Source organism: Mesorhizobium sp. CC13 (assembly GCF_039907765.1).
Classification (GTDB): domain Bacteria; phylum Pseudomonadota; class Alphaproteobacteria; order Rhizobiales; family Rhizobiaceae; genus Aminobacter.
Genome location: NZ_JARDJI010000019.1, coordinates 1 through 21,530 on the forward strand (window position 1 = coordinate 1; position 21,530 = coordinate 21,530).

A 21,530-nucleotide genomic window follows, 5' to 3' on the forward strand; every position below is an offset into this window, starting at 1 on the left:
ACCAGGACCAGCTTGCCGTCCTTGTTCTTGCGGGCATTGGCGATGAACTCGGCCGAGATTTTCGCCTTGTCGTGGCCATAGGGCAGCAGATGCTCCGACGGGATGCCGATCTTCGCCCCGATCTCCTGGATCGGCTTCTTCTTGGCCTCGCGGGCAATCTGGATATCGGTCTTGTACTCGGCCATCGCGGCTCCTCCGAAAATCATGTCGCAAACAAGCGGGGCTGTGCCCGTCCTATGACCCCATAGAAGCCCGACACCGGTTTCTGCCGCCGTCTCAAAACAGCCGCCCAATGCACGGATTGCGACAGGGTCGTGCGGTCGGAGCAGGCCCTTGCGATTGCGGCGCCGTCAAGGCGCCGCACACGTAGCTGGTCGGGAGACGGCTGATCGCCGTCAGCGGTCGAGCACGCTGCGGATCTCGACGATCTGCGAGCGGGCGCGCAACAGGTTGAAACCCATCGTCGCCAGGTGCGACGGGAACAGGAAGCTCGATTCGTTGCCGTTGGAGATGATCCAGGGCTGCATGTTGAGCGCGTCGCGCATCTGCGTCTGCATGGTGTCCCACAGCGTCGCCAGGTTGCGCTCGCGGATCACCGCCGAGAAGTCCGTATGTGTCGCGCTCAGTATGCCGTAATAGGCATAGAGCTGGCCGTAGGCGAACCAGAAGCGGTCGTCGGCGCGCGGGTCGAACCAGCCGGCATCCGAGGCCTCGATCTGGCTGCGCAGGATGTCCGAGGTGGAACCCATGTCGCCGGCGATGCGGTCGAGGAACTGCAGCAGGTTGTCGGCGCGGGCATCGAAGGTCGCCTGGCACTGTTCGAGGCTGGTGTTGAAGCCGCGCAGCTTGCCGATCGCCTCGCGGTAGACGCTCGGCGTCGGGCGCGTCGGGCCGCGCATGCCGATGTACCAGGCGTCCTCGTCCCAGGCGAGCGCGGTGCGCGCGTCCTGCAGGTTCTGGTCGATGCGCGAGGTGCCGCGGGCGCGGCCGAGCGTGTCCACCAGTTCCGTGGTCGTGCGGCGCAGCACCTGGTTGATGCCGAGCTGGAAGGCGGCCTTGTTGTCGAAGAAGGGCGTGTTGCGCCAGGATACGCCGAAGAAGCCGAGCTTCGAGGCCAGCATGGAGGAGATCCAGGCATTCTGGTTGACGTTGAAGTCGATCAGATCGGCGGCCACGGCGGCGATTTCGGAGCGCTTGCAGCTCTGCGGCGCGGGCGCCGTCTGCGCGGTCGTCCCGGCTGCCGCGGCGGCCGGCTGACCGCTGCCCTCGGCGGTCCCTGTCGTGCCGGCGATCGGGTCCCCTGCAACCGCGTTGGTGGCCTGGGCGGAGGCAGAATCCGCCGCGACGCGGGTCGGATAGTCCGGATCGAAGCTCTTCCAGAACTGCGTCACGTAGAAGAAATAGGCATAGAGGCCGACGATGCCGACGACGATCAGGCCAAGCACCGCCCGCAGCGTCAGGTTGCGGTTGCCGTACCAGCGGCCGACCCACATGAAGGGCCAGAGCAGGATGCCGATGACGAGGCCGATGCCGCGTCCGATCAGCTGGAATATCCGGGTGAAGAAATTCACGATCGGATCGAGCATTGTCAAAGGTCCCCTCAGTCGGTCAGGCCGTAGAGCTGTGCGCGGAACGCCGCCTTGTCCTTGAGATATGAGTTTTTCAACGTGTCGACAACGTTGGCGCGCCAGACCTCGTTGAGACTTTCATAGTCCTTGTAGAAGCCCTGCTTGTTGAAGACGTAACGCGACACGAAGTCCGCGGGCACGAATTCCGAGATCAGCCGGTTGGTCAGCCACGCGTCCGAATGGTCGGGCTTTGCCCGCACCACCAGGAAGCGGTGCAGCGGAAACACCTCTTCAAGCCTCAACTGCCCGAACTGCGCGACCTCGCGCTTGGCGCCGTTGAGGAAGGGGAAGGTGCCGTCGCTGGTGATGGCGTCGGCGTGGCTGTGGATCCAGGTCTGCAGCCACACCTTGTCGACCTTGTTGAGATCGCGTTTCGGCTCGGCCGCGCGGATCAGCGCGCGCACCGCCATCTCGGCGCGGTGCTCGAGGTAGCCGGAGCTTTCGATCCAGGAGGCGCGCGGCAGGTCGAGCCGGCCGGTGGAGGCCAGGAACTTGAACACCTTGTCGGCATCGCGGATCGACAGGTAGCTCACCTGCCACGGCCGCGAGCGGCGGAATCCGGGGGCGGACGGATCGGATATGACGGTCGTGACGTCGCGGTCGACGAATACGTAGAGCCCGCCGAAATGGCTGGTCCAGAAGGCGTTGTGGCGGAAGATCACCTGGTCGGGAACCAGCGCGTTCTCGCGGATGTCGCCGCAGACCTTGGCGAGTTCGACCATGCGCTGCAGCATTTCGTCGTCGCGCCAGGCATCCGGCTCCTGCTTCAGCCGGTCGACGAGCTTGCCCAACTCGGCGGCCTTGCCGAGCACGTCCTCGGCCGACAGCACGCGGAACTCGACCTGGTTGATCGACAACAGGTCCTCGATGTCCTCGACCTTGGAAACCGAATCCTCGATCTCGCCGTAGATCACGTCCTTGATCGTCAGCGCGTCGATGGCGCGCTGGTTCCTCGACATGAACTCGTAGACCAACTGCGAGGTGTTGGAAAACGCCGTGTGCACCACCGGCAGGTCGATCTGCGACGGGGTCAGGATGATGAAGCGGCGGTTGACCTCGTTGGGGTCGAGATACTGGTAGTCGCCGAGTTCCTCGGCCACCTGCGGCGAAAAGCCGGTGCGGTCGATGTCGAAGCTCTGGAGCTTCGTCGGCTTGAGCCCGAACGCCGTCAGCGCCTTGTTGTAGCGCCCGATCAGATGCGGCTCGTCGACCGGCAGCAACCGACCCCAGATCAGTTCGTTGTCGCGCAGGAGGTCCATCAGGATTGCCCCTCACCCTTACCCTCTCCCCGTGAAGGACGGGGAGAGGGGGGCGTCAGCGTCGCGGCCATCCTCCTTCTCCCCGTCGTTACGGGGAGAAGGTCCGGCAGGGGATGAGGGGCGCACCAGACGGTCAATGTCGTTTTTCTCCATATCCGGCATATCCGGCAGCGGCGACAAAACGAAGGTCGGTGGCAATGATTTCCGGGTCCAGTCGACCCTCCAGTGCTGCAAGGATTGTCTCGACGACAGGCTCGCGTTCCTTCAGTACATCCACGTTCCAGAAGCGCAGGACCGACCAGCCCTCAGCCAGCATTTGATCGTCCCGTATCCTGTGGGTGTTTCCTGCGTGCTGGCTGCCGTCAACTTCCACGACCAGGCGCGATTCCCGGCATGCAAAGTCCGCGTAGTACGGTCCGATCGGAAACTGCCTGTTGAACTTGTGGCCGCCCAGTCGCCGGTCGCGAAGCTCTGCCCACAGTGCCTGTTCGGCATCGTTGTCAGCCTTGCGGAGCGAACGCGCTCTGTTGGTCTTGGCGGGTTGCGGTCCACGCATCAGATCGCCTCTCATCCTTACCCTCTCCCCGTGCAATACTGGGAGAGGGGGGCGTCAACGTTGCCGCTTCGACCTTCTCCCCGCGTGCGGGGAGAAGGTGCCGGCAGGCGGATGAGGGGCAACTGGAACTCACGCATTCCACAGCCCCTTCGCCTTCAGTTCCTCCATCTCCTTCGCCGCCCGCTCGCGCAGCCGCGCGTCGCGCAGCAGCTTGGACACCGCCGCATCGTCCGACTTGTCGGAGTAGCGGAACTCGCTGTCGGCGTAGCGGTTGATCTCCTGCATGACCATCTCCATCGAGAACGGCCCGCGCAACTCCTCGATCATCGACTTCTTCTCGTCGTAGCCCTTGTGCATGAAGGCTTCGGGCTTTTCGAACCAGTCGTCCGGCAGCTCGATGTCCATGGCGCGCATCTTGATCGCGTCGGTGACGTTCTTTATGGCGCGGCCGGTGAAGCGCGGCTCGGCCTCCTTGATCATGTGCAGGTAGGTGCCGACGTCGGCCAGCGTCTTCGGCGCGCCGTTGTCCTTCATGAAGCGCTCGTAGACCTTGATCAGCCCGTCTTCCTGCGGCTTTTGGTGCTCCTCATAGGCCTCCGAGACGGCGCGCTGGATTTCCTGGGCGGCATAGAGCTCGTGCTCGCCCAGCGGGATCTTGTGGTTCTTGCCGGCCAACAGGACGAAGATGTCGATGTAGTCGTCGCGGGTCTGCGGCCCGTCGACGAGCCAGCGGGCGCCGGCGCGCTGGCGCAGCGCGTCGTCGACGTTCTCGGGGTAGTTGGAGAACATGCCGAAGGAGCAGTTGCCGCGCACCACGGTGCCGGCGCCGGCAAACGCATCCATCAGCACGCCGGTGATTTCCTGCTGGCCGGCGGACGCCCGGTCGTCGGAGCGCTTGGCCGCCACCTGGTCGATGTCGTCGATGGTGCCGAAGCCGATAGCGCGCGGGTTGAGCACGTTGTTGATGAACTGGCGGCAGTTCTGGCCCGACTTGCCCTGGTAGGACGAGATCTGGTCGACGCCGAAATTCTCGTAGGCGAAGGGATAGCCCGCGACCTGGCAATAGCCGTTGACCAGGCCGGCGATCATCTGGATCAGCGTGGTCTTGCCGGTGCCGGGGGCACCGTCCCCGATGAAGGTGAACAAGAACCCGCCGAGCTCGACGAACGGGTTCATCTCCCTGTCGAAGTCGTAGGCCATCAGCATCTTGGCGAGCCTGACCGACTGGAACTTGGCGATGTGGTTGCCGACGACCTCCTCGGGCTTCTTGAAGGTCATCACCAGCGGCTTCGACTTCCTGCCGGGCGCCACGTCGAAACCGTCGAGGGTGAAGTCGTCGGCGTCGATGCGGATGTGGGCGTTCTCGAAGGCGCCGAGCCCGTCGAAGCGGCCCTTGCGCTGCAGCAGGCCTTCGATGGCCGTGCGGGCGAAGGCGCGGGCGCGGGTCATCAGGTCGGCGTCGTCCTTGGTGCCCGACAGCGCCCGGTCGAGCCCGGCGATCAGCGACTTCACCGCGTCCTGCGGCGTATCGAACAGGAAGTCGGGCTCGGCGATGTCGTTTGACGCCTCGCCGTCGCTGTCGATCAGCTGGGCCAGATAGGAGGCGAGCGAAAACGCCGCGACATAGGCCGACGCCGACAGAAGCTTCTTGAAGTGCCCGGCCTCGTCGCCCTCGAGCGGGCTGCGCGCGTTCTTGGCCTGCAGCGCCTCGAGGTCGGTCGAGCGCGCGAACACGTCGGAGACGGCGAGCGCCACCGCGATGCCGCGGCGGGCACGGTAGAGCAGCGTGTGCTGCGAAATCGACAGCAGCTGGTCGTCGGGGCGGATGGCTGCGACGGTCTTCTGCAGCTCGACCTCGCGCGTCTTGCGGATCGAGCCGGTCGAGACCGTCGAGACGAAACGCCTGTTGGTGCCGGCAAGGGCCGTGCCCGACTGGCCGGAGCTGTCCTCCAGCACGACGATGCGGGTGATGAAGCTCTGCGCGGTTGAGCGATGCTTTTCGATGTCGGCTTCGGAAATCGTGGTCAGGCCGGTGTCCATCAGATTTCTCCCCGTGTCGAAACGTGCATCCTGTGAGAGCTTCCCCCACTCCGCCTCGCTGCGCGAGGCACCTCTCCCCCCTCCGGAGGGAGAGGAAGGGCGGCAAAGGCGCCGCTGTTCTTTCCTCTCCCCCGTCGAACGGGGGAGAGGTGTCGAGGCGAAGCCGAGACGGAGCGGGGGTCGATCATGCGTCCCTCATACATCCGATATCACCTGTCCCTTCGACAGGATGTGCACCTTGTAGCCGTCGAAGATCTTCTGCGCCTCGCCGGCGGCATAGAGCGCCTGGTAGGCCTCGTGCGGGATCAGCGCGTGCTTCTCGTAGCTCGACACGCCCTGGCGCGTCGCCTCGAGGTCGTCGGTGTTGATGTAGAACTCCTGCGTCGCCTTCTCGCTGGAGAACAGGCCCCTGCGGCCGGGTTTCTCGGCCTTGGAATAGACTTCCTGGATGGTCCAGGTGAGCAGCCAGGCGTTCTCCGCCTTGCGCACCTTGGACAGCACCTCGGCAACCGTCGAGTTGTGCTCGGTGATGCCGGCCGAATAGAACGGCCCGAGCACCAGGCGCCGGAGCTGCTTGGGGTGCAGCTCCTCGAAATCCTTGTCGAGATTGGTCGCCACCGTCAGCGGCGACAGCGTGTAGGCCGAGTTCTTCTCGGTGAAATCGTCGAAGCGATGCGCCAGGTCGGGGTTGAGCAGGCCGTCGACGGGCAGGGGGATATCGACCTTGTCGTTGAACTTGCCATTGCGATCGACCAGCTGGTCGATCATCGCCTCGGACGAATCCTCGACGGTCGCCATGTAGATCAGCGGCAGGTTGGCGGTGCCGTCGAAGCTGCCCCAGTGCACCAGGTAGTAGGGACGCCCGGTGTTGGGGTTGACCGAGACCTTGGCCGTCTGCGCCAGGATGAAGGGCGAGAAGGTTACGCCGTCCTTGACGTCCTCGAGATAGAGCCGTTCGGCCATCGAGCGCTGCAGCGCCTCGGGGAACTCCTTGTGGCGCAGGATGAAGTCGGCCATCTCCTCGCGCAACTCGCCGGGCGGCGGGATGCTGGCGAGCCGCTGCGCCGCGGACCTGCGGTCGTTCTCCAGTTCGAGCACGTTCTGGAACACCGGGAAGCCGCTTTCGGCGCGGCTGATCTTGAAGGTCTCCATGAAGCCCAGCCGGTTGCGCCAGCAGGCGAAGGATTTCTCCAGCCGGGAGATGTATTCGGCGGCGACCTTGGCGACGATGCCGTGCCGGTAGAGCGGCGAACGGTCGTCGCGCATGAAGATCTCGAGCCCGCTCAACGCCGCCTTGATGGCGTCGAAATAGCGGACCGCCGGGTCGTCGGTGGGGGTCATGCTGCCGTGCCTGCTGTGCTTGCGTTCCTTCCCACCCCCCTCTGTCCTGCCGGATGGCCTTCAGTACGGCCTCGGCCAATCTTCGGCGTTCGAGGGTGGGCGAGGCGGAGGCTACAGCTGATCTCCCCCCTTGCGGGGGAGATGTCCGGCAGGACAGAGGGGGGTGTCATAGAGCGCGAAGCTTCGTCTATGATGCCGCCTACGACTGCACGTAGTCCGAAGCGTTGTGCTTCTTCAACACTTCCTCGAAGCGGCGGGCGAAGGCGTCGTCGGCCAGCTTCTTGCGGCGCTGGATGTCGGCGGTCGCCACCATGTTCTTCTCGTGCAGTTCGAGCAGGTCGCCGATGTGCTTCTGGGCGGCGGCACCGATGCCGGCCATCGTCTCCTCGGCCGTGTTGTCGACCTTCGAGCCCAGCGTGTTGATCTTGTGGGCCACGTCCTGCTGGGCCGCCGTCTTCAGCGAATCCTCCAGCGCCTTGTAGAGCACGATGCGCTGCTCGGTATCGATGGTCAGCTTGTTGATCAGCGTATTCTGGGCCGCGATCTGGTTGTTGAGCGAATCGACGAAGGTCTGGAACATCGAGGTGTAGCGTTCGAGCGTCTGGCTCTCGGCCAGCAGTTCCTGCTCCTTGGCCTGCTTCTCGTTGTATTCGGTGGCGAGCTTGGAGCGCTCGGATTCGAGGTCGGTGCGCTCCTTCTGGCTGGTCGAGGCGGCAATCTTGTTCTCGATGTCGAGCAGCAGAGGGTTCAACTCCTCGATGCGCTTCTGGGTTGCCTCGAGGTTGGCCATCGTCGTCTTGCGGCGTTCGATCACCTGCGAAAGGCTGGTCTCCGAGGTCTTGTAGCGCTGGTCGAGCACCGCCTTCTGCGCCTTGAGGATGCCGACGATGGTGTCCGACTTGGTGAGCAGCTCCTGCAGATTGCCGGCCAGCGACATGTTGCGGACGCGCTCGGTGCGCATGCGCTGCTTGCTCTCGTCGGAGAAGATGCCGACGAAGCTCTCCCAGCCGGTGAAGCTCTTCATGTTCTCGAACTCGGCGCCGAACACGTTGGTGGCGTCCTCGAGGCCGATGATCAGGTCGGCGATGTTCGATTCCATCACCTTCTGCTGCTTCATCACGTCCTGGATGCGGGCGTTCTCGATGTCGAAATCGGAGGCGCCGATCTTCTCGTCGGTCTTGGCGATCTTGTCCAGCACCGTGCCGGACTGCTCGATCTTGCTGCGCATCTCCTCCACGACCTGCTTGGTCTTGGCGATCTCGGCATCGAAGTTCTGCAGCGTTGCCATTGAGTTCCTCCGGTCTCGAATACAGGGCACTGGCGGGGAATATATGTGGCGTATCTATCGATTGAAAGACGACACGCAGAATTCAGTTTTCATTGACGGCGCGCCGCAATCTTAACCAACTGCACCTTGATTTCCGCTATTGCCCGGTTGCCGAGGCGCTTCTGGGAGGTGCGCCCCGCGGCAGGTCCAATTCAGGCGCGTCATGAAGCTCGACTTCCCAACCCTCTACCTCGTCATCCTGCTGAACTCGCTGACGCTCACCGTCATCTGGGGGGCGATCGCATTTGTCCACGCCAACATTTTCGCCGCCAGGCACTGGCTGGGCGCATGCATCCTCACCACCATTGGCGGCGGGCTGCTCGCCATGCAGGGCGACGGCTTCAATCTGGCACTGGCCGTTGCCGGCAATGCGCTGGTCATCTTCGGTTTCGGCCTGGTCTGGATCGGCGTAAGGAGCTTCCATGGCAGGCCCGGCGGCTGGTGGACGAGCGCCCTGGTCACACTGATCGCGGTTTTGGTCCTGGCCGTCGTCCGCGACAGTTCCGAGGCGCGCAACGTCGTCTATGCCACCGGGCAGATCGTGCTCGTGTCATTGGCCGCGGTGCATCTGCTGTTTCGCGAAGAGCGCAGCCTCGGCGCCTGGGTGGCGGCGCTCGCCATGATCGTCGGCATGCTCGGGCAGGGCGCCGAGGCGGTCATGAACCTGATGCGCATCGCAGGCGTGCTCTCGGACGCTTCCTACTACGATTTCGCCGCCTTCTGCCTGCTGACCATCATCTTCGGCGCGGTGGTATGGAATTTCGGCTTCGTGCTCCTGGCGATCGATCGGCTGCGCAGCGAACTGGCGGTGCTGGCCGTCGCCGACGAGCTGACCGGCCTCCCCAACCGCCGCCGCTTCATGGAAGCCGCCGCGGCGGAGGCGTTGCGGGCCGACCGCACCGGCCGGCCGTTCTCGCTGTTGATGCTCGACCTCGACGACTTCAAGTCGATCAACGACCGGCGCGGCCATGCTGCCGGCGACGCGGCGCTCGAACATTTCGCCGGAACCGCCGCCGCCCTGATGCCGCCGCAGGCTATGCTGGCCCGCCTCGGAGGCGACGAATTCTGCGCGCTCCTGCCCGAGACGTCGGCCGGGGAGGCGGAGGCAGTCGCGGGTGCGCTGGTGCAGCGCTTCCGCGCGGCGGCTTTCGGCTGGAGGGGGGAGGCCGTTCCGCTGACGGTCAGCATCGGGGTCGCCGAGTGGCTTCCGGCCAATGGCACTGCTCTCGCGACCGTCATCGAGGCCGCCGATGCCGCGCTCTACGAGGCCAAGAAGCGTGGCCGCAACGGGTATGCCGTCTTCCGACCAGTGCCCAAGGTCGCCTCGAACAGCAACCAGGCGGCCGGCCAGGCCGAGCCCGCGGATGCCGCAAAGCGCCTCATCTGCCAATGAAGCCGACGAGGTCGTCGGGCTGGGCCCGGCCCATCTCCTCTTCCCAGTGCCTCCGGCACAGAGACACGTAGACGTCCTTGCCGATCGCCACCTGTTCGCCCTGCTTGGCCACCTTGCCGTCGGGTCCGAGCCGCACGACCATGGTGGCCTTGCGGCCGCAGCGGCAGATGGTGCGCACTTCGCGCAGGTCGTCGGCGATGGCGAGCAGCGCCCGCGAGCCGGAAAACAGGTTGCCCTGGAAGTCGGTGCGCAGGCCGTAGCACATCACCGGGATGCCGAGCCGGTCGGCGACCCGCGCCAGCTGCCACACCTGCTCTTCTTCCAGGAACTGCGCCTCGTCGACGAAGACGCAGTGCACCGTCGCATGGTCGTGGTGTTCGGCGATTCGGGCATAGAGGTCGTCGCCGTCGCGGAACATCCCGGCTCCCGCCTCCAGCCCGATGCGCGACGAAATGTAACCCGTGTCGCCCTTGCGGTAGTGGCCGGCCACGAACAGCATCGTGTTCATGCCGCGCTCGCGGTAGTTGTAGGACGCCTGCAGGAGCATCGTCGTCTTGCCGGCATTCATGGTCGCGTAGTGGAAGTAGAGCTTGGCCATGGCGTCCTTCTATGCCGAACCTTCCCGACGCGGGGAGGGAAGACTTTCTCCGTCCACCGCAAAAAACCGGATTCATGTCGCGGATGGCACAGCCGGCGGCGTCTGTCGTTGGGTCATGTCACTTGAATCCAAAGAAAAATGGTGTTTGGCTCGCGACCAAGACCAACAACCATACGCGTCGCCAACTATAATACCGATTGGGAGATTCTACATGTTGCGCATCAAATCACTCGCCGCCGCGATCGGCGTGTCGGCGGTTCTTGTTTCGGGTGTCGCCTTCGCCGGCGATGCGGAAAGCTGCAAGGTCGTGCGTCTGTCGGACGTCGGCTGGACCGACATCCAGGCCACGACTGGCGTGGCCTCGGTACTGCTCACCGCGCTCGGCTACGAGCCGCAGGTGATCCAGCTGTCCGTGCCCGTCACCTACGCCTCGCTCAAGAACAACGATCTCGACGTCTTCCTCGGCAACTGGATGCCGTCGATGACCAACGACATCAAGGACTACACTGCCGAAGGCTCGGTCGAGACCATCAGCCAGAACCTCGAAGGCGCCGGTTACGGCCTCGTCGTGCCGACCTACGTCGCCGAAGGCGGCGTCAAGACGCTCACCGACCTCGGCAAGTTCAAGGACAAGTTCGACGGCAAGATCTACGGCATCGAGGCCGGCAACGACGGCAACCGCATCATCCTCGACATGATCTCGAAGACCGAGAACAACCTCGGCGGCTTCGAACTGGTCGAATCTTCCGAGGCCGGCATGCTGACCCAGGCCGAGCAGGCGATGAAGGACAACCAGTGGATCGTCTTCCTCGGCTGGACGCCGCATCCGGTCATGGGCGAGATGAAGATCACCTATCTCGACGGCATGGGCGACAGCGGCTTCGGCGCGGCCACCGTGCACACCAACGTGCGCAAGGGCTACCTGCAGGAGTGCCCGAACGTCGGCAAGTTCATCTCCAACTTGAAGTTCGACCTGTCCATGGAAAACACCATGATGGATGCGATCCTCAAGGGCGGAAATGCCAATGACGTCGCCAAGGACTGGCTGAAGGCCAATCCGGACGCAGCGACCAAGTGGCTGGACGGCGTCACCACCTTCGACGGCGGCGACGCTGCTGCCGCGGTGAAGACGGCTCTGGGAAGCTGATCCGGCATCTTGCCGACCAAGTGAAGCGATTGAGGGCAGCAATGCGAGAAATGGCTGCCCTTTTTCGTATCTTTGATCGACGGGTGAGCGCCGGTGGCGACCGGCCGCCGAAAAGGAGAGGGGAGAGATGGATCCTATTTCGCAATTTCTGGCCGCCTACAAGATTCCGATCGGGGCCTGGGGCAAGGCCTTCTTCACCTTCCTGACGGACAACTTCAACGCCATCCTGCGTGGCTTCTCCAACGGCCTCAACTTCCTGCTCGACGGACTGGTCGACACGTTGCTCCTGCTGCCGCCGGTACTTGTCGCCGTGCTCATTGCCGGGCTGGCATGGTACCTGCAGCGCTCGCGCGCGCTGGCCGTCGGCGTGCTGCTCGGCCTGCTCTTCATCATCAACCAGGGCCTGTGGAAGCAGACCGTCGAGACTTTGGTGCTCGTGGTCGCCGCCTCCGCCGCGTCGATGGCCATCGGCGTGCCGCTCGGCATCTGGGCCGCGCACAACCCCAAGGTCTACCGCGTGCTCCTGCCGGTGCTCGACCTGATGCAGACGCTGCCGACCTTCGTCTATCTCATACCGGTGCTCACCCTGTTCGGCCTCGGCAACGCGCCGGGCCTCATCGTCACCATCATCTTCGTCATCCCTACCGCGGTGCGCCTCACCCATCTCGGCGTCGTCTCGGTGCCGACATCGATCATCGAGGCCGGCCAGGCCTTCGGCGCCACCAAGCGCCAGCTTCTGTGGAAGGTCGAGCTGCCGGCCGCACTCCCCACCATCATGGCCGGGCTCACCCAGTGCATCATGCTGTCGCTGTCGATGGTGGTGTTCGCCGCCCTCATCGGCGCCGGCGGCCTCGGCACCGAAATCAACCGCGCGCTCGGATCGCGCAGGATCGACCTCGGGCTCGAGGCGGGCCTGGCCATCGTGGTGCTCGCCATCGTGCTCGACCGCATGACCCGCATCGGCGTGGGAGGCAAGAAATGACCGTTGCCGTCGATTTCAAGAATGTCGACATCGTTTTCGGCTCCGATGCCGCCGCCTCGCTCGCCATGATCGATGCCGGCGCAAGCCGCGCCGAGATTCTGGAGAAGACCGGAAACGTGCTCGGCTGCGCCGGCGCCAATCTCACCGTCAACGAGGGCGAGATATCGGTGCTGATGGGCCTGTCGGGCTCCGGCAAGTCCACGCTGCTCAGGGCGGTCAACCGCCTCAACATCGTCTCGCGCGGCCAGGTCATGGTCAAGGACGGCGACAAGATGGTCGACGTGGTCAGCTGTAACGAGGCGACGCTCCGCCGGCTGCGCCAGCACCAGGTGGCCATGGTGTTCCAGCAGTTTGGGCTCCTGCCCTGGCGCACGGTCGAGGAGAATGTCGGCTTCGGCCTCGAACTCGCCGGCATGCCGGAGGCCGAGCGCAAGGCGCGCGTCGGCAAGCAGCTCGATCTGGTCAACCTGACGCCGTGGGCGAAGAAATATGCGCACGAGCTGTCGGGCGGCATGCAGCAGCGTGTCGGCCTCGCCCGCGCCTTCGCCACCGAGGCGCCGATCCTGCTCATGGACGAGCCGTTCTCGGCGCTCGACCCGCTGATCCGCACCAAGCTGCAGGACGAGCTGCTGCTGCTGCAGAAGAAGCTCAAGAAGACCATCATCTTCGTCAGCCACGATCTCGAGGAGGCGCTCAAGATCGGCAGCCACATCACCATCATGGAGGGCGGCCGCATCGTCCAGACCGGCGCGCCCGAGGACATCGTGCTGCGTCCGGCCAATGACTATGTCCGCGACTTCATCGCCAACGTGAACCCGCTCTCGGTGCTGACCGCCTGGAACGTCATGCGCGACCGCCGCGACCTCGAGGATGCCGGCGACGGCTGGCTGTGGCTCGACCGGCGCAAGACGACGCGCTTCAAGATCGACGGGCAGGGGATGGTGACGGCGGCGGAACGCAACGGCAAGCCGGCCATCTGGGTTTCCTGCGACGAGATCGACGGCCAGCCCGAGGACGTGGCGCAGGTGTTCTGGGCCAAGCCCGGCACCTCGCTCAAGCTGGTCATGCTCGCCATGCACCGCTCGCAGACCTCGCCGGTGGCACTCTTCGACGACCAGTCGCGCTTCGTCGGCGCCATCGGCGTCCGCGACGTCTTGAGCGCGGTGCTCAGGCGCTAGTCTGGACATCGCGACGACCGGTCCGCCCGAACCCAGGCGGGCGGCCGGTCAAATCGTCGTGACCTCGACGCATTGCGCATGATTCCGACATGCGGCCGGGCTAATCCGGCGGCATGAATCGCCGTCATTTCCTCGCCCTTGCGGGCATGCTTCCTTTCGCGCCTCCGGCGTTCTCCCAGCAGCAGGCACCGTCATCCACGCCGCGGCCGCTGCCGACCTTGCTCGACGAGGCGGCAAGGCTGGAAAACCTCAAGGCGGTCATCGTCGCCCGCGGCGGCGAGGTGCTGGCCGAACGCGGCTATCGCGGCAACTCGCCGGATACGTCCACCAACATCAAGTCTGCGTCCAAGACGGTGGTGTCGCTGCTGGTCGGCATCGCCATCGACCGCAAGGTCCTCGACGGCGTCGACGAGAGGATCGCGCCGATCCTCGCCCGCGACCTGCCGGAGAAGCCCGATCCGCGCCTCGGCCGGATCACCGTCGGCAACCTCCTGTCGATGCAGGCCGGGCTCGACCGCACGTCGGGTCCCAACTACGGCCGCTGGGTCTCCAGCCACAACTGGGTCCGCTTCGTGCTGGCCCAGCCCTTCGTCGACGAGCCGGGCGGCGGCATGCTCTATTCCACCGGCTCCTCGCACCTGCTCTCGGCCATCCTCACCCGCAAGACGGGCCGCCCGACGCTCGAGCTCGCCCGCGACTGGCTGGCGCCGCTCAAGGGGTTCCGCATCGGCGGCTGGGACCGCGACCCGCAGGGCATCTATCTCGGCGGTAACCAGATGGCCATGAGCACCCGCTCGCTGCTGGCCTTCGGCGAGCTCTACCGCAACGGCGGCACCACGCCGGAGGGCGGCCGGATCGTCTCGCCCGGATGGATCGAGGCGTCCTGGATGCCGCGCACCACCTCGGTCTTCAACGGCGACGGCTATGGCTACGGATGGTTCCTACGCCGCATCGGCGGCGAGGAGGTGCGCTATGCCTGGGGCTACGGCGGCCAGATGCTCTATATCGTGCCGTCGCTCGGCCTCACCGTCGCAATGACCTCCGACGACGGCAATCCGTCGGCGCAGTCCGGCTATCGCGACCAGCTGCACGACCTCCTGGCCAACGTCGTTGCCTCCGTGCGGGATGGCGGCGGCGTGCCGCCCGCCGCGCGCGACGGCTGACGGGCCGGCCGCGCCGCCTCTCGATGCCCCCGGGCCGCTAGCGCAATTCCAGGAAAAGTGCGCAGCGGTTTTCCGTTCGGAATTGCGCAAAAACAAAGAGATAGAGCGTTTTCCGCGATTCGAAGAAAAGCGGAAATGCTCTAAGGCTCGCCGAGCGCCGCATCCAGGAGGTCGGCATAGGGCCGGACCATGTCGAGATACTGCCGGCCTTGCTGGCGCAGCGCCCGCGTCTCGGCCCGTTCCTCCTCGAACATTTCCCGCATCGCCGCCTTCTGTTCGGCCGTCAGCGTCGAGCTGGCCTCGAGCCTCGCCTCGATGTCGGCAAAGCGGCCCTCGAACTCAGCCTCCGGGATGGTCGCCAGATAGCCGCTGAACGTGGCGTCCAGCGCCTCCTTCCAGCTCTCGCGGCTGAAACCGGCCTTCTCGATGCGACCCTCGCTGTCCTGGTCGCGGTCGAACCATTCGTCGGCCGCCCCCTCGTCATAGGCGAGGCTGCCCAGTTCCGGCTGCAGTTCGCCGAGCAGCCGGGTCACCGCGCCGGCCTCTTCCTCTGTCAGGGCCGCGGCCGGCGAAACCAGGGCACCGAAGGCCAGGACTGCCGCAAATAGTCCGGCTGCGAGCCGGCATCCTGCCGCGACCGTCATCCCATGCACTCCGCCTGCATCGCTTTGTCGGCGTCGCCCTGCGCCTTGGCCTGCACCAGCGAACCGCCGACCGAGGCGGCCTGCGCGGCGATCGCCCCGCCACGGCCGCCGAAGCCCCCGAAGCCGCCGACCATCGACAGGGCGCCGCCAAGCATCGCGGCATTCGTCTGCGCCTGGGTCGCCTTGCGCATGGCTTCCTCGCAATTTGCGGCGGCTGTCTGCCGTGTCGTCGCCGGCGCCTTCGCGCTCGTCCTTGACGACGCCTTGGCCGCCTGGCCGGGGCTGGAAGTCGTCGCAGTCTGGGTGCACGCGGCGGCGAGGCCGCAAAGAATCAACAGGATTGTCCGTTTCATGCTTCGCTCTCGATTTGAATGAAGGTTGGCCGCGCCGGACAGGAACGCGTGGACCGCCGGCTCTGCCCAGCCGGCGGTCCGTTCGTGGCGATCTCGGTCATCGTCTTGCGGGAGCCCCCCCGTCGATCCCATGCACCGGTCCGCCACGCCGCCGCTCTACGACGGGCGGGCCAAGGCCGTCTTGGCCGAGGACGAACGGATGCGGACTGGGGCGAACCCGCGGCGGAATTTACTGCCGGCCGAGCGCGGCCGCACGGACGTCCCTGGGCGTCGCGCCGAAGCGCCGGCGGAAGACGCGGTTGAAATGGGACAGGTCGCCGAAGCCGGCGTCGAAGGCGATCGCCGAGACGGTCGCCGTTCGGGGGCTGGAGCCTTGCAACGCCTTCAGCGCGAGGTCGAGGCGCGAATCGCGGAGGAACTCGGAAAAGGTCAGCCCCTCCTGGCCGAACAGGCGCTGGATGTAGCGCGGGGTCACCCCCTGGCGCCGGGCAACGCCCGCAATCCCGAGCGCTGGGTCGGTCAAATGGCGCAGGATGTCGGTCTTCACCAGTTCGAGCCGTGCGCCGGCCAGGCTCGGCCGTGCCTGCTCGGCAGCGGCGGCGCTGCCGCCCTGCAGGGCCAGTGCCGCGAGGTCGTAGAGATGGTTGCCCGCCAGCCGGCGCCCGGCCTCGCCGTCCGGAGCGGCCGCGCGCAACAGATCGGCGTAGCCCGACAGCAGGGCGGCACCCGCCGCACCCGAGGAGATGTGGTGAAAGGCCTGCATGCGTACGCGCGGGGCCAGGGTCGCAAGCCGTGCCTCGTCGAGCGAGACGACCTTGAGCAGCGTCGCGGGCAGGGCGAAGGCCATGGGCGTGGCCTCGTTGACGAGGGTGATGTCGCCGGCCCGGATGACGAGCGGGCTCCTGCCCTCGATCGCCACCTCGTAGTCCGAGGTGTGGATGGTCATGAGATAGTCCTGCCGGCCGTCGACAGCCAGCAGGTCCCTGGGGCGCTCGCCGGCAACCGCCGAATAGCAGGCGGTGCCCACCGTCGTGCGCGAATCGAGGAAATAGGCCGCGAGGTCGAAGGTGAAGGTCTCGCTGTCCATCGGCCTGAAGCGCAGTCCGGCGACATGGCGGGCGACGAAGTCGTGCAGATAGGGCAGGCGGTCGCGTGCCGGGACGTCGCGTGTCGACAGGCGCTGCATCGGGGCCGATCCATTTGAAGCCGGTCGCCCCACCTGCGACCTATGCGGGAATTATTGCAACCATGCACGATATGCGGGTTGTCGCCCTTATCCGCGCAAACGGCCTTTTGGTCAACCGGGGCTGTGGAGGGGAACGGCAACCTCTAAGGAAGCATGCAGCGTGAGCGAACATCAAATGAAGCGTCGCCAGTCATGGGCGCGGCATGTGCATCCTTCCTGCTTTGGTAGAGTTCAATTGTACCTAGACCTTGCAAAGCCAAGTTTCGGGTACTTTGATTCAATGCGCGACAGATCGCTTGATTGGCGGAATCAGAGAAGCTTCGCTGAAGCTAAGTTCGTCAACCGTATCATGGCAGTGACAGATTGAGATCATTCATTGCCTGTTGGTGCTTTGTTGTCGATCATGTAGACACAGGAGAGACAACTTTCTGGTGCATGGTATTGCAAAGATACACGCATTGTGTTTCCCTAAGTTGACAGTCTTGGGAGGGGCTATGCGTGCGATTTCTGGATCTGCAGCCGTTTTTGCTGCGGCTGTACTTATTGCCGGCTGCGCCGGTAGTGCAAGGACCGTAAACGGCAACGCTACGGGCGGAAACGTCAGGGCAGACGTGGACATAAGGAACTGTGTAGGTGTCTATGCCCCGGCCAATTGCACGCCGGAGGCAGCCAAGGCGGCTGAGCAACCTGCTGCCGAAGAAAAGACCCAATGAGGTCGCCTCGCGTCCTCCTGCTGGGCTGCTCGCTCCTCGTAGGATGCACGGCTGGGGATGCGAGGTCGGTAAACGGAAATGCACGGGGCGGGGACTTCGTCGTCTCGCCAAATATTACCGTGGTTCAGAACCCAGGCATGCAGGTCGGCTACGCTTGTGTGAACCCCTACGGCCAGCCGATGTGTACGGGATCGGCAACCCCGATAAACACGCCATGCTACTGTGCAACGCCGATGGGGGCGGTGTGGGGCGTGGTTCGCTGAACCCGGGCAACGGATACAGCTCCGCGGGCACACCCGGTGGCGTGCCCGCGGGCGGGGTCGTCAGTTGGCGGCAAGCGCCGTGGCGATGGCGTCCTTGAGCACCAGCCGGCGCTTGCGCAGCGATGCCTCATGATCCGCGCTGACCGGTTCGATCCTGGTCTCGGCCCGGTGGATCCGGTCGTTCACCTCGTCATATTCCGCGAGCGCGCGTGCGAAGGTCTCGTCCTGCGCCTTGAGCGCGTGGATGGCTTCTAGCTTGCCGGGGAATTCCTCGCCGAGCGTGTGGGGCGTGTTCGACATTCGTCGTCTCCTTGCGTTATGTCGAATCAAGCCTAGACGGTCCGATCGGCCCCGGACTTGACCGAGGTCAAGGTTCGAGTGACTGGCGGTTAGGGCGTCGCAATCGAACAGGCTACAGCTTGAGGAACGCCTCGAAACCGCCATAGATCATGCGCCTGCCATCGAAGGGCCACGACTCTGGATCGCTCTTCAGGCGCGGGTCGGCCATCACCTTTTTCATGATCTCGTCGCGCTCCTCGCGCGAGCGATAGGCGGCCCAGGAAAAGACAACGATCTCGTCCTCCTTGGCCTGTACCGCGCGCGGGAACGACGTCACCTCGCCATAGGGTACGTCGTCGGCAAGGCATTCGACATAGTCGATCGCGCCGTGTTCCTTCCACACCTCGCCGGCCGTCCTGGCCATGGCCTTGTAGGCCTCGATGTTGCTCTTCGGCACTGCGAGCACGAATCCGTCGACATAGGTCATCTTGTTCTCCTCGTGGTTTGGACTTGGCTTCCCAAGGACGAACGGCAGGGCGGGAATCCGACAATGGTCCCTCGAATTTTCGCCGCGCGCCCCGGCGGCTGTTCAATGAACGAGCGGCGAAGCGGTTCCCATGCGTTGCGCGCGGCGCTCGCCGATCCCATAATATTTGCATGAGCGCATGAGGCACGAGCGCCATGCCCGCAACGATCACCGTTCCGCGCACGCAGACCCGCCCCAAGACCGAGCGGCCCCGGCTGCACAAGGTCATTCTCGTCAACGACGACTATACGCCGCGCGAGTTCGTCGTCACGGTGCTGAAGGGCGAGTTCCGGATGAGCGAGGACCAGGCCTATCGGGTGATGATCACCGCCCACCGGCGCGGCGTCTGCGTGGTCGCGGTGTTCACAAGGGACGTCGCCGAGACCAAGGCCACCCGCGCTACCGAGGCCGGCCGCGCCAAGGGCTATCCGCTGCAGTTCACCACCGAGCCGGAGGAGTAGGGGGCGTGCAGTCCCATCGACGCACGCCTCGTGTTGGGCGCGTTGAAAGATACCCCCACCCCTGCCCCTCCCCACAAGGGGGAGGGGATCGGGTCTCGCCTGACCTCGGCGTCGGGCTTCAACTGCCCCAGCACTTCGTCATGCTGAGGAACTGTCCTCATGGCGCAGCGGTCAGGAGTTCCCCTCCCCCTTGTGGGGAGGGGTCAGGGGTGGGGGTATGAAGCCGGCGGAGTTGGAAAAATCCGGGCTTAGTGCGCGAAGCTGGCGCAGGCCAGCTACCGTCCCTCACGATACCACATGGCTCCGAGCGCCAGAAGCAGCAGGCCGAGGCCGAGGAAGCCGCCGAACAGGGGCACCCGCGACACCGATTTCAGCACGCTGTCGTCGGTGGTGCGGAAGCCGATCCAGTCGCGCCCCGAGGCATCGGCCGAGCCGCGCACCGGCACCACGTTGGGCAGCGCGATGCCGTCGCCCATGATGCCCGACGAGGCCAGTCGGCGCACGTCGCCGCCGGTCGCCTCCGCCGCCGGCCGCAGCACGTTTTCGGTGGACACCACGTCGGCGAATTCCGGCGCGTTGACGGGGCCGACATGGGCGAGCGCGGTCAGATCGCCGTTGCCGACCTGGTAGAGCCCGATCTCGCTGGTCTCGACGCTGCCCGAGAAGATCCCCGGCTCGCTCTGGGTGAGCGGCACGTCCAGCGTCTTGCCGGAAGGGGTGATGACGCGGGCCGAGCCGGCCTCGTCGCGCATCGTCTGGCGGCGGATGTCGAGCACCATGCCGCGGCCCTCCGCCGTCAGCCGCTCTTCCTCGAGCTCGGGCTCCTTCATCAGCCAGTGGGCTATGCGGCGGTAGAGGGCCACGTGCGGGCCGCCGCCCTCGAAGCCGCGTGCCCAGAGCCAGCCCTGGTCGGACAGGAACATGCCGACGCGACCTTCGCCCTTGCGGTCGAGCAGGAGCAGCGGCTTGTCGTCGGCGCCCTTCATCACCACCTCGCCCTCCGGCTGCTCGATGCCGATCTGGCGGAACCAGCGGCTCCAGCGCGGCGGCTCCTGCGCCGAACCTTCCAGGCCGCGGGTCACCGGGTGGCGCTTTCCGAGCTCGGTCAGGCGCGGGTAGAACGCCTTCTCGATCACCTCGCCGTTCGGCATGGCGGGCAGGGCGGAGATCAGCGGCGTGCGCGCGATCGACTGGTCGCCGGCATATTCGGGGCCGGCCGCGATCAGCAGCGCGCCGCCCTTTTCGACGTATTCGGCGATGTAGTCGTAATAGAGGATCGGCAGCACGTCGCGGTGCTGGTAGCGGTCGAAGATGATCAGGTCGAAGTCGTTGATGCGCTCGACGAACAGCTCGCGCGTCGGAAACGCGATCAGCGACAGCTCGTTGATCGGCGTGCCGTCCTGCTTCTCCGGCGGGCGCAGGATGGTGAAGTGCACGAGGTCGACCGAGGCGTCCGACTTCAAGAGGTTTCGCCAGGTCCGCTCGCCGGCATGCGGTTCGCCCGAAACCAGCAGCACGCGCAGGTTCTCGCGGATGCCGTCGACCAGCGCGATCGCCCGGTTGTTGGTGTCGGTCAGCTCGCCCTCGACGGGGTCGATGGCAAGCTCGACGATGTTGCGGCCGGCGCTCGGCACGGTGATCTGGAGCGGCATCTCCTGGCCGACGAAGGCGCGCTCGACGGCGACCTGCTGCCCGTTGATCGACACGCGCACGTCGACCTCGCCGGCCGCGCCGCCGGTGTCGATCACCCGGTAGGTCATGTCGAGCGGCTTGCCGACGATGCCGAAGCGCGGTGCGCTCTCGAAGCGGATGCGGCGGTCGCGTTCGTGCGCCTGGCCGGTGATGAGCGCGTGCAGCGGCGCGCCGATGGCAGGCGCGCCCGGAACGTCGTGCACCTGGCCGTCGGTCACCATGACGGCGCCGCCGATGCGCGAGGGCGGCACGTCGCGGAAGGCGCTTTCGAGCGCCGTGAACAGCCGCGTCTGGGTCCTGTCGTCGGCGGCATCGGCGCGTCCTGCCTCCACCACCCGCACCTCGAACTGGCGGAAGCGCGCCAGCCGTTCCTTCAGCCCCTCGACGGCCGCATTCGTCTGCGCGTTACGTTCGCCGATGTCCTGGCTCTGGCTGCGGTCGACGACGATCGCCACCACGCTCTTCAGCGGCTCGCGTTCCTCGTCGAGCAGCACCGGGTTGACCAGCGCCGCGGCCAGGGCGGCGACGGCGACGAGGCGCATCCAGGCACCGCGCTGGCGGGACCAGAGGCCGGCGAGCGCGAGCAGCGCCAGCGGCACGAACAGGACCGCCAGAAGCGGCCACGCCAGCAGCGGTTCGAAGGTTGCGGACCAGTTCACGAGCAAAGCTCCGAACTATGGCTGTTGCCCCTCATCCGCCTGCCGGCACCTTCTCCCCGCCGGCGGGGAGAAGGATGAAGCTCCAGCGTTGATGCCCGCCGCTTCCCGCTTGTGGGGAAAGGGTAGGGGTGAGGGGCAGTTT

Annotated in this window: 20 protein-coding genes; 6 read left to right on the top strand and 14 right to left on the bottom strand. The window is 65.5% G+C overall.

Annotated features, from left to right (window positions below):
- The 7 genes from PV773_RS20480 to PV773_RS20510 form a co-directional block, all read right to left on the bottom strand.
- The coding region (locus PV773_RS20480) for a formate--tetrahydrofolate ligase (RefSeq protein WP_347968137.1) at positions 1 to 185 on the bottom strand (185 nt) is incomplete at its 3' end.
- 210 nt (positions 186 to 395) lie between these two features.
- The gene (locus PV773_RS20485) at positions 396 to 1,586 is read right to left on the bottom strand and encodes a DUF2333 family protein (RefSeq protein WP_347968138.1); all 1,191 of its coding nucleotides are present in this window, start codon (positions 1,584 to 1,586) and stop codon (positions 396 to 398) included.
- Between the two features lie 14 nt (positions 1,587 to 1,600).
- Positions 1,601 to 2,887 carry a DUF6638 family protein gene (locus PV773_RS20490; protein ID WP_347968139.1) on the bottom strand — a complete coding sequence of 429 codons (1,287 nt, stop codon included), beginning with the start codon at positions 2,885 to 2,887 and terminating at the stop codon, positions 1,601 to 1,603.
- 133 nt (positions 2,888 to 3,020) lie between these two features.
- On the bottom strand, positions 3,021 to 3,443 hold the full coding sequence (locus tag PV773_RS20495) for a DUF559 domain-containing protein (RefSeq protein ID WP_347968230.1): 423 nt from the start codon (positions 3,441 to 3,443) through the stop codon (positions 3,021 to 3,023).
- Positions 3,444 to 3,572: 129 nt separating this feature from the next.
- Positions 3,573 to 5,483, bottom strand: a complete 1,911-nt coding sequence (locus tag PV773_RS20500) for an AAA family ATPase (protein ID WP_347968140.1) — start codon at positions 5,481 to 5,483, stop codon at positions 3,573 to 3,575.
- Between the two features lie 195 nt (positions 5,484 to 5,678).
- Entirely contained in the window at positions 5,679 to 6,824 is a 1,146-nt protein-coding gene (locus tag PV773_RS20505) for a hypothetical protein (protein WP_347968141.1), read from the bottom strand.
- A gap of 199 nt (positions 6,825 to 7,023) precedes the next feature.
- Positions 7,024 to 8,112: a hypothetical protein gene (locus PV773_RS20510; RefSeq protein ID WP_340038363.1), complete on the bottom strand. Its 1,089-nt coding sequence runs from the start codon at positions 8,110 to 8,112 to the stop codon at positions 7,024 to 7,026.
- 202 nt (positions 8,113 to 8,314) lie between these two features.
- Between PV773_RS20510 and PV773_RS20515 the strand changes: the two genes are divergently transcribed.
- Positions 8,315 to 9,544 carry a GGDEF domain-containing protein gene (locus PV773_RS20515; protein WP_347968142.1) on the top strand — a complete coding sequence of 410 codons (1,230 nt, stop codon included), beginning with the start codon at positions 8,315 to 8,317 and terminating at the stop codon, positions 9,542 to 9,544.
- Here the strand turns inward: PV773_RS20515 and PV773_RS20520 are convergent.
- Positions 9,531 to 10,142, bottom strand: a complete 612-nt coding sequence (locus PV773_RS20520; protein ID WP_347968143.1) for a thymidine kinase — start codon at positions 10,140 to 10,142, stop codon at positions 9,531 to 9,533. The two genes, PV773_RS20515 and PV773_RS20520, sit on opposite strands and share 14 nt — an antisense overlap.
- A 211-nt stretch (positions 10,143 to 10,353) precedes the next feature.
- Between PV773_RS20520 and PV773_RS20525 the strand changes: the two genes are divergently transcribed.
- From PV773_RS20525 to PV773_RS20540, 4 genes are all read left to right on the top strand, one after another.
- On the top strand, positions 10,354 to 11,289 hold the full coding sequence (locus PV773_RS20525) for a choline ABC transporter substrate-binding protein (RefSeq protein WP_347968144.1): 936 nt from the start codon (positions 10,354 to 10,356) through the stop codon (positions 11,287 to 11,289).
- A 127-nt stretch (positions 11,290 to 11,416) separates the two neighbouring features.
- On the top strand, positions 11,417 to 12,271 hold the full coding sequence (choW, locus tag PV773_RS20530) for a choline ABC transporter permease subunit (protein ID WP_347968145.1): 855 nt from the start codon (positions 11,417 to 11,419) through the stop codon (positions 12,269 to 12,271).
- A complete protein-coding gene (choV, locus tag PV773_RS20535; RefSeq protein ID WP_347968146.1) occupies positions 12,268 to 13,449 on the top strand; it encodes a choline ABC transporter ATP-binding protein in 1,182 nt (393 codons plus the stop codon). Before choW ends, choV begins: the two co-directional genes overlap by 4 nt.
- Before the next feature lie 113 nt (positions 13,450 to 13,562).
- Positions 13,563 to 14,612: a serine hydrolase gene (locus PV773_RS20540; protein WP_347968147.1), complete on the top strand. Its 1,050-nt coding sequence runs from the start codon at positions 13,563 to 13,565 to the stop codon at positions 14,610 to 14,612.
- 140 nt (positions 14,613 to 14,752) lie between these two features.
- On the opposite strand, the gene PV773_RS20545 is transcribed toward PV773_RS20540, so the two are convergent.
- From PV773_RS20545 to PV773_RS20565, 5 genes are all read right to left on the bottom strand, one after another.
- Positions 14,753 to 15,256, bottom strand: coding sequence for a hypothetical protein (locus tag PV773_RS20545; protein ID WP_347968148.1), 504 nt, complete (start codon positions 15,254 to 15,256; stop codon positions 14,753 to 14,755).
- The gene (locus PV773_RS20550) at positions 15,253 to 15,609 is read right to left on the bottom strand and encodes a hypothetical protein (RefSeq protein WP_347968149.1); all 357 of its coding nucleotides are present in this window, start codon (positions 15,607 to 15,609) and stop codon (positions 15,253 to 15,255) included. The genes PV773_RS20545 and PV773_RS20550 overlap by 4 nt, the downstream gene beginning before the upstream one ends.
- A 229-nt stretch (positions 15,610 to 15,838) precedes the next feature.
- Positions 15,839 to 16,795, bottom strand: a complete 957-nt coding sequence (locus PV773_RS20555; protein ID WP_347968150.1) for a helix-turn-helix transcriptional regulator — start codon at positions 16,793 to 16,795, stop codon at positions 15,839 to 15,841.
- Positions 16,796 to 17,831: 1,036 nt separating this feature from the next.
- On the bottom strand, positions 17,832 to 18,071 hold the full coding sequence (locus PV773_RS20560; protein ID WP_347968151.1) for a YdcH family protein: 240 nt from the start codon (positions 18,069 to 18,071) through the stop codon (positions 17,832 to 17,834).
- Positions 18,072 to 18,183: 112 nt separating this feature from the next.
- Positions 18,184 to 18,537, bottom strand: a complete 354-nt coding sequence (locus tag PV773_RS20565) for a DUF1428 family protein (RefSeq protein ID WP_347968152.1) — start codon at positions 18,535 to 18,537, stop codon at positions 18,184 to 18,186.
- A gap of 194 nt (positions 18,538 to 18,731) precedes the next feature.
- Between PV773_RS20565 and clpS the strand changes: the two genes are divergently transcribed.
- Complete coding sequence (clpS, locus tag PV773_RS20570) at positions 18,732 to 19,037, top strand: ATP-dependent Clp protease adapter ClpS (protein ID WP_347968153.1); 306 nt, start codon at positions 18,732 to 18,734, stop codon at positions 19,035 to 19,037.
- Positions 19,038 to 19,312: 275 nt separating this feature from the next.
- Here the strand turns inward: clpS and PV773_RS20575 are convergent, their stop codons facing one another.
- On the bottom strand, positions 19,313 to 21,388 hold the full coding sequence (locus tag PV773_RS20575) for a hypothetical protein (RefSeq protein WP_347968154.1): 2,076 nt from the start codon (positions 21,386 to 21,388) through the stop codon (positions 19,313 to 19,315).
- Positions 21,389 to 21,530 lie beyond the last annotated feature (142 nt).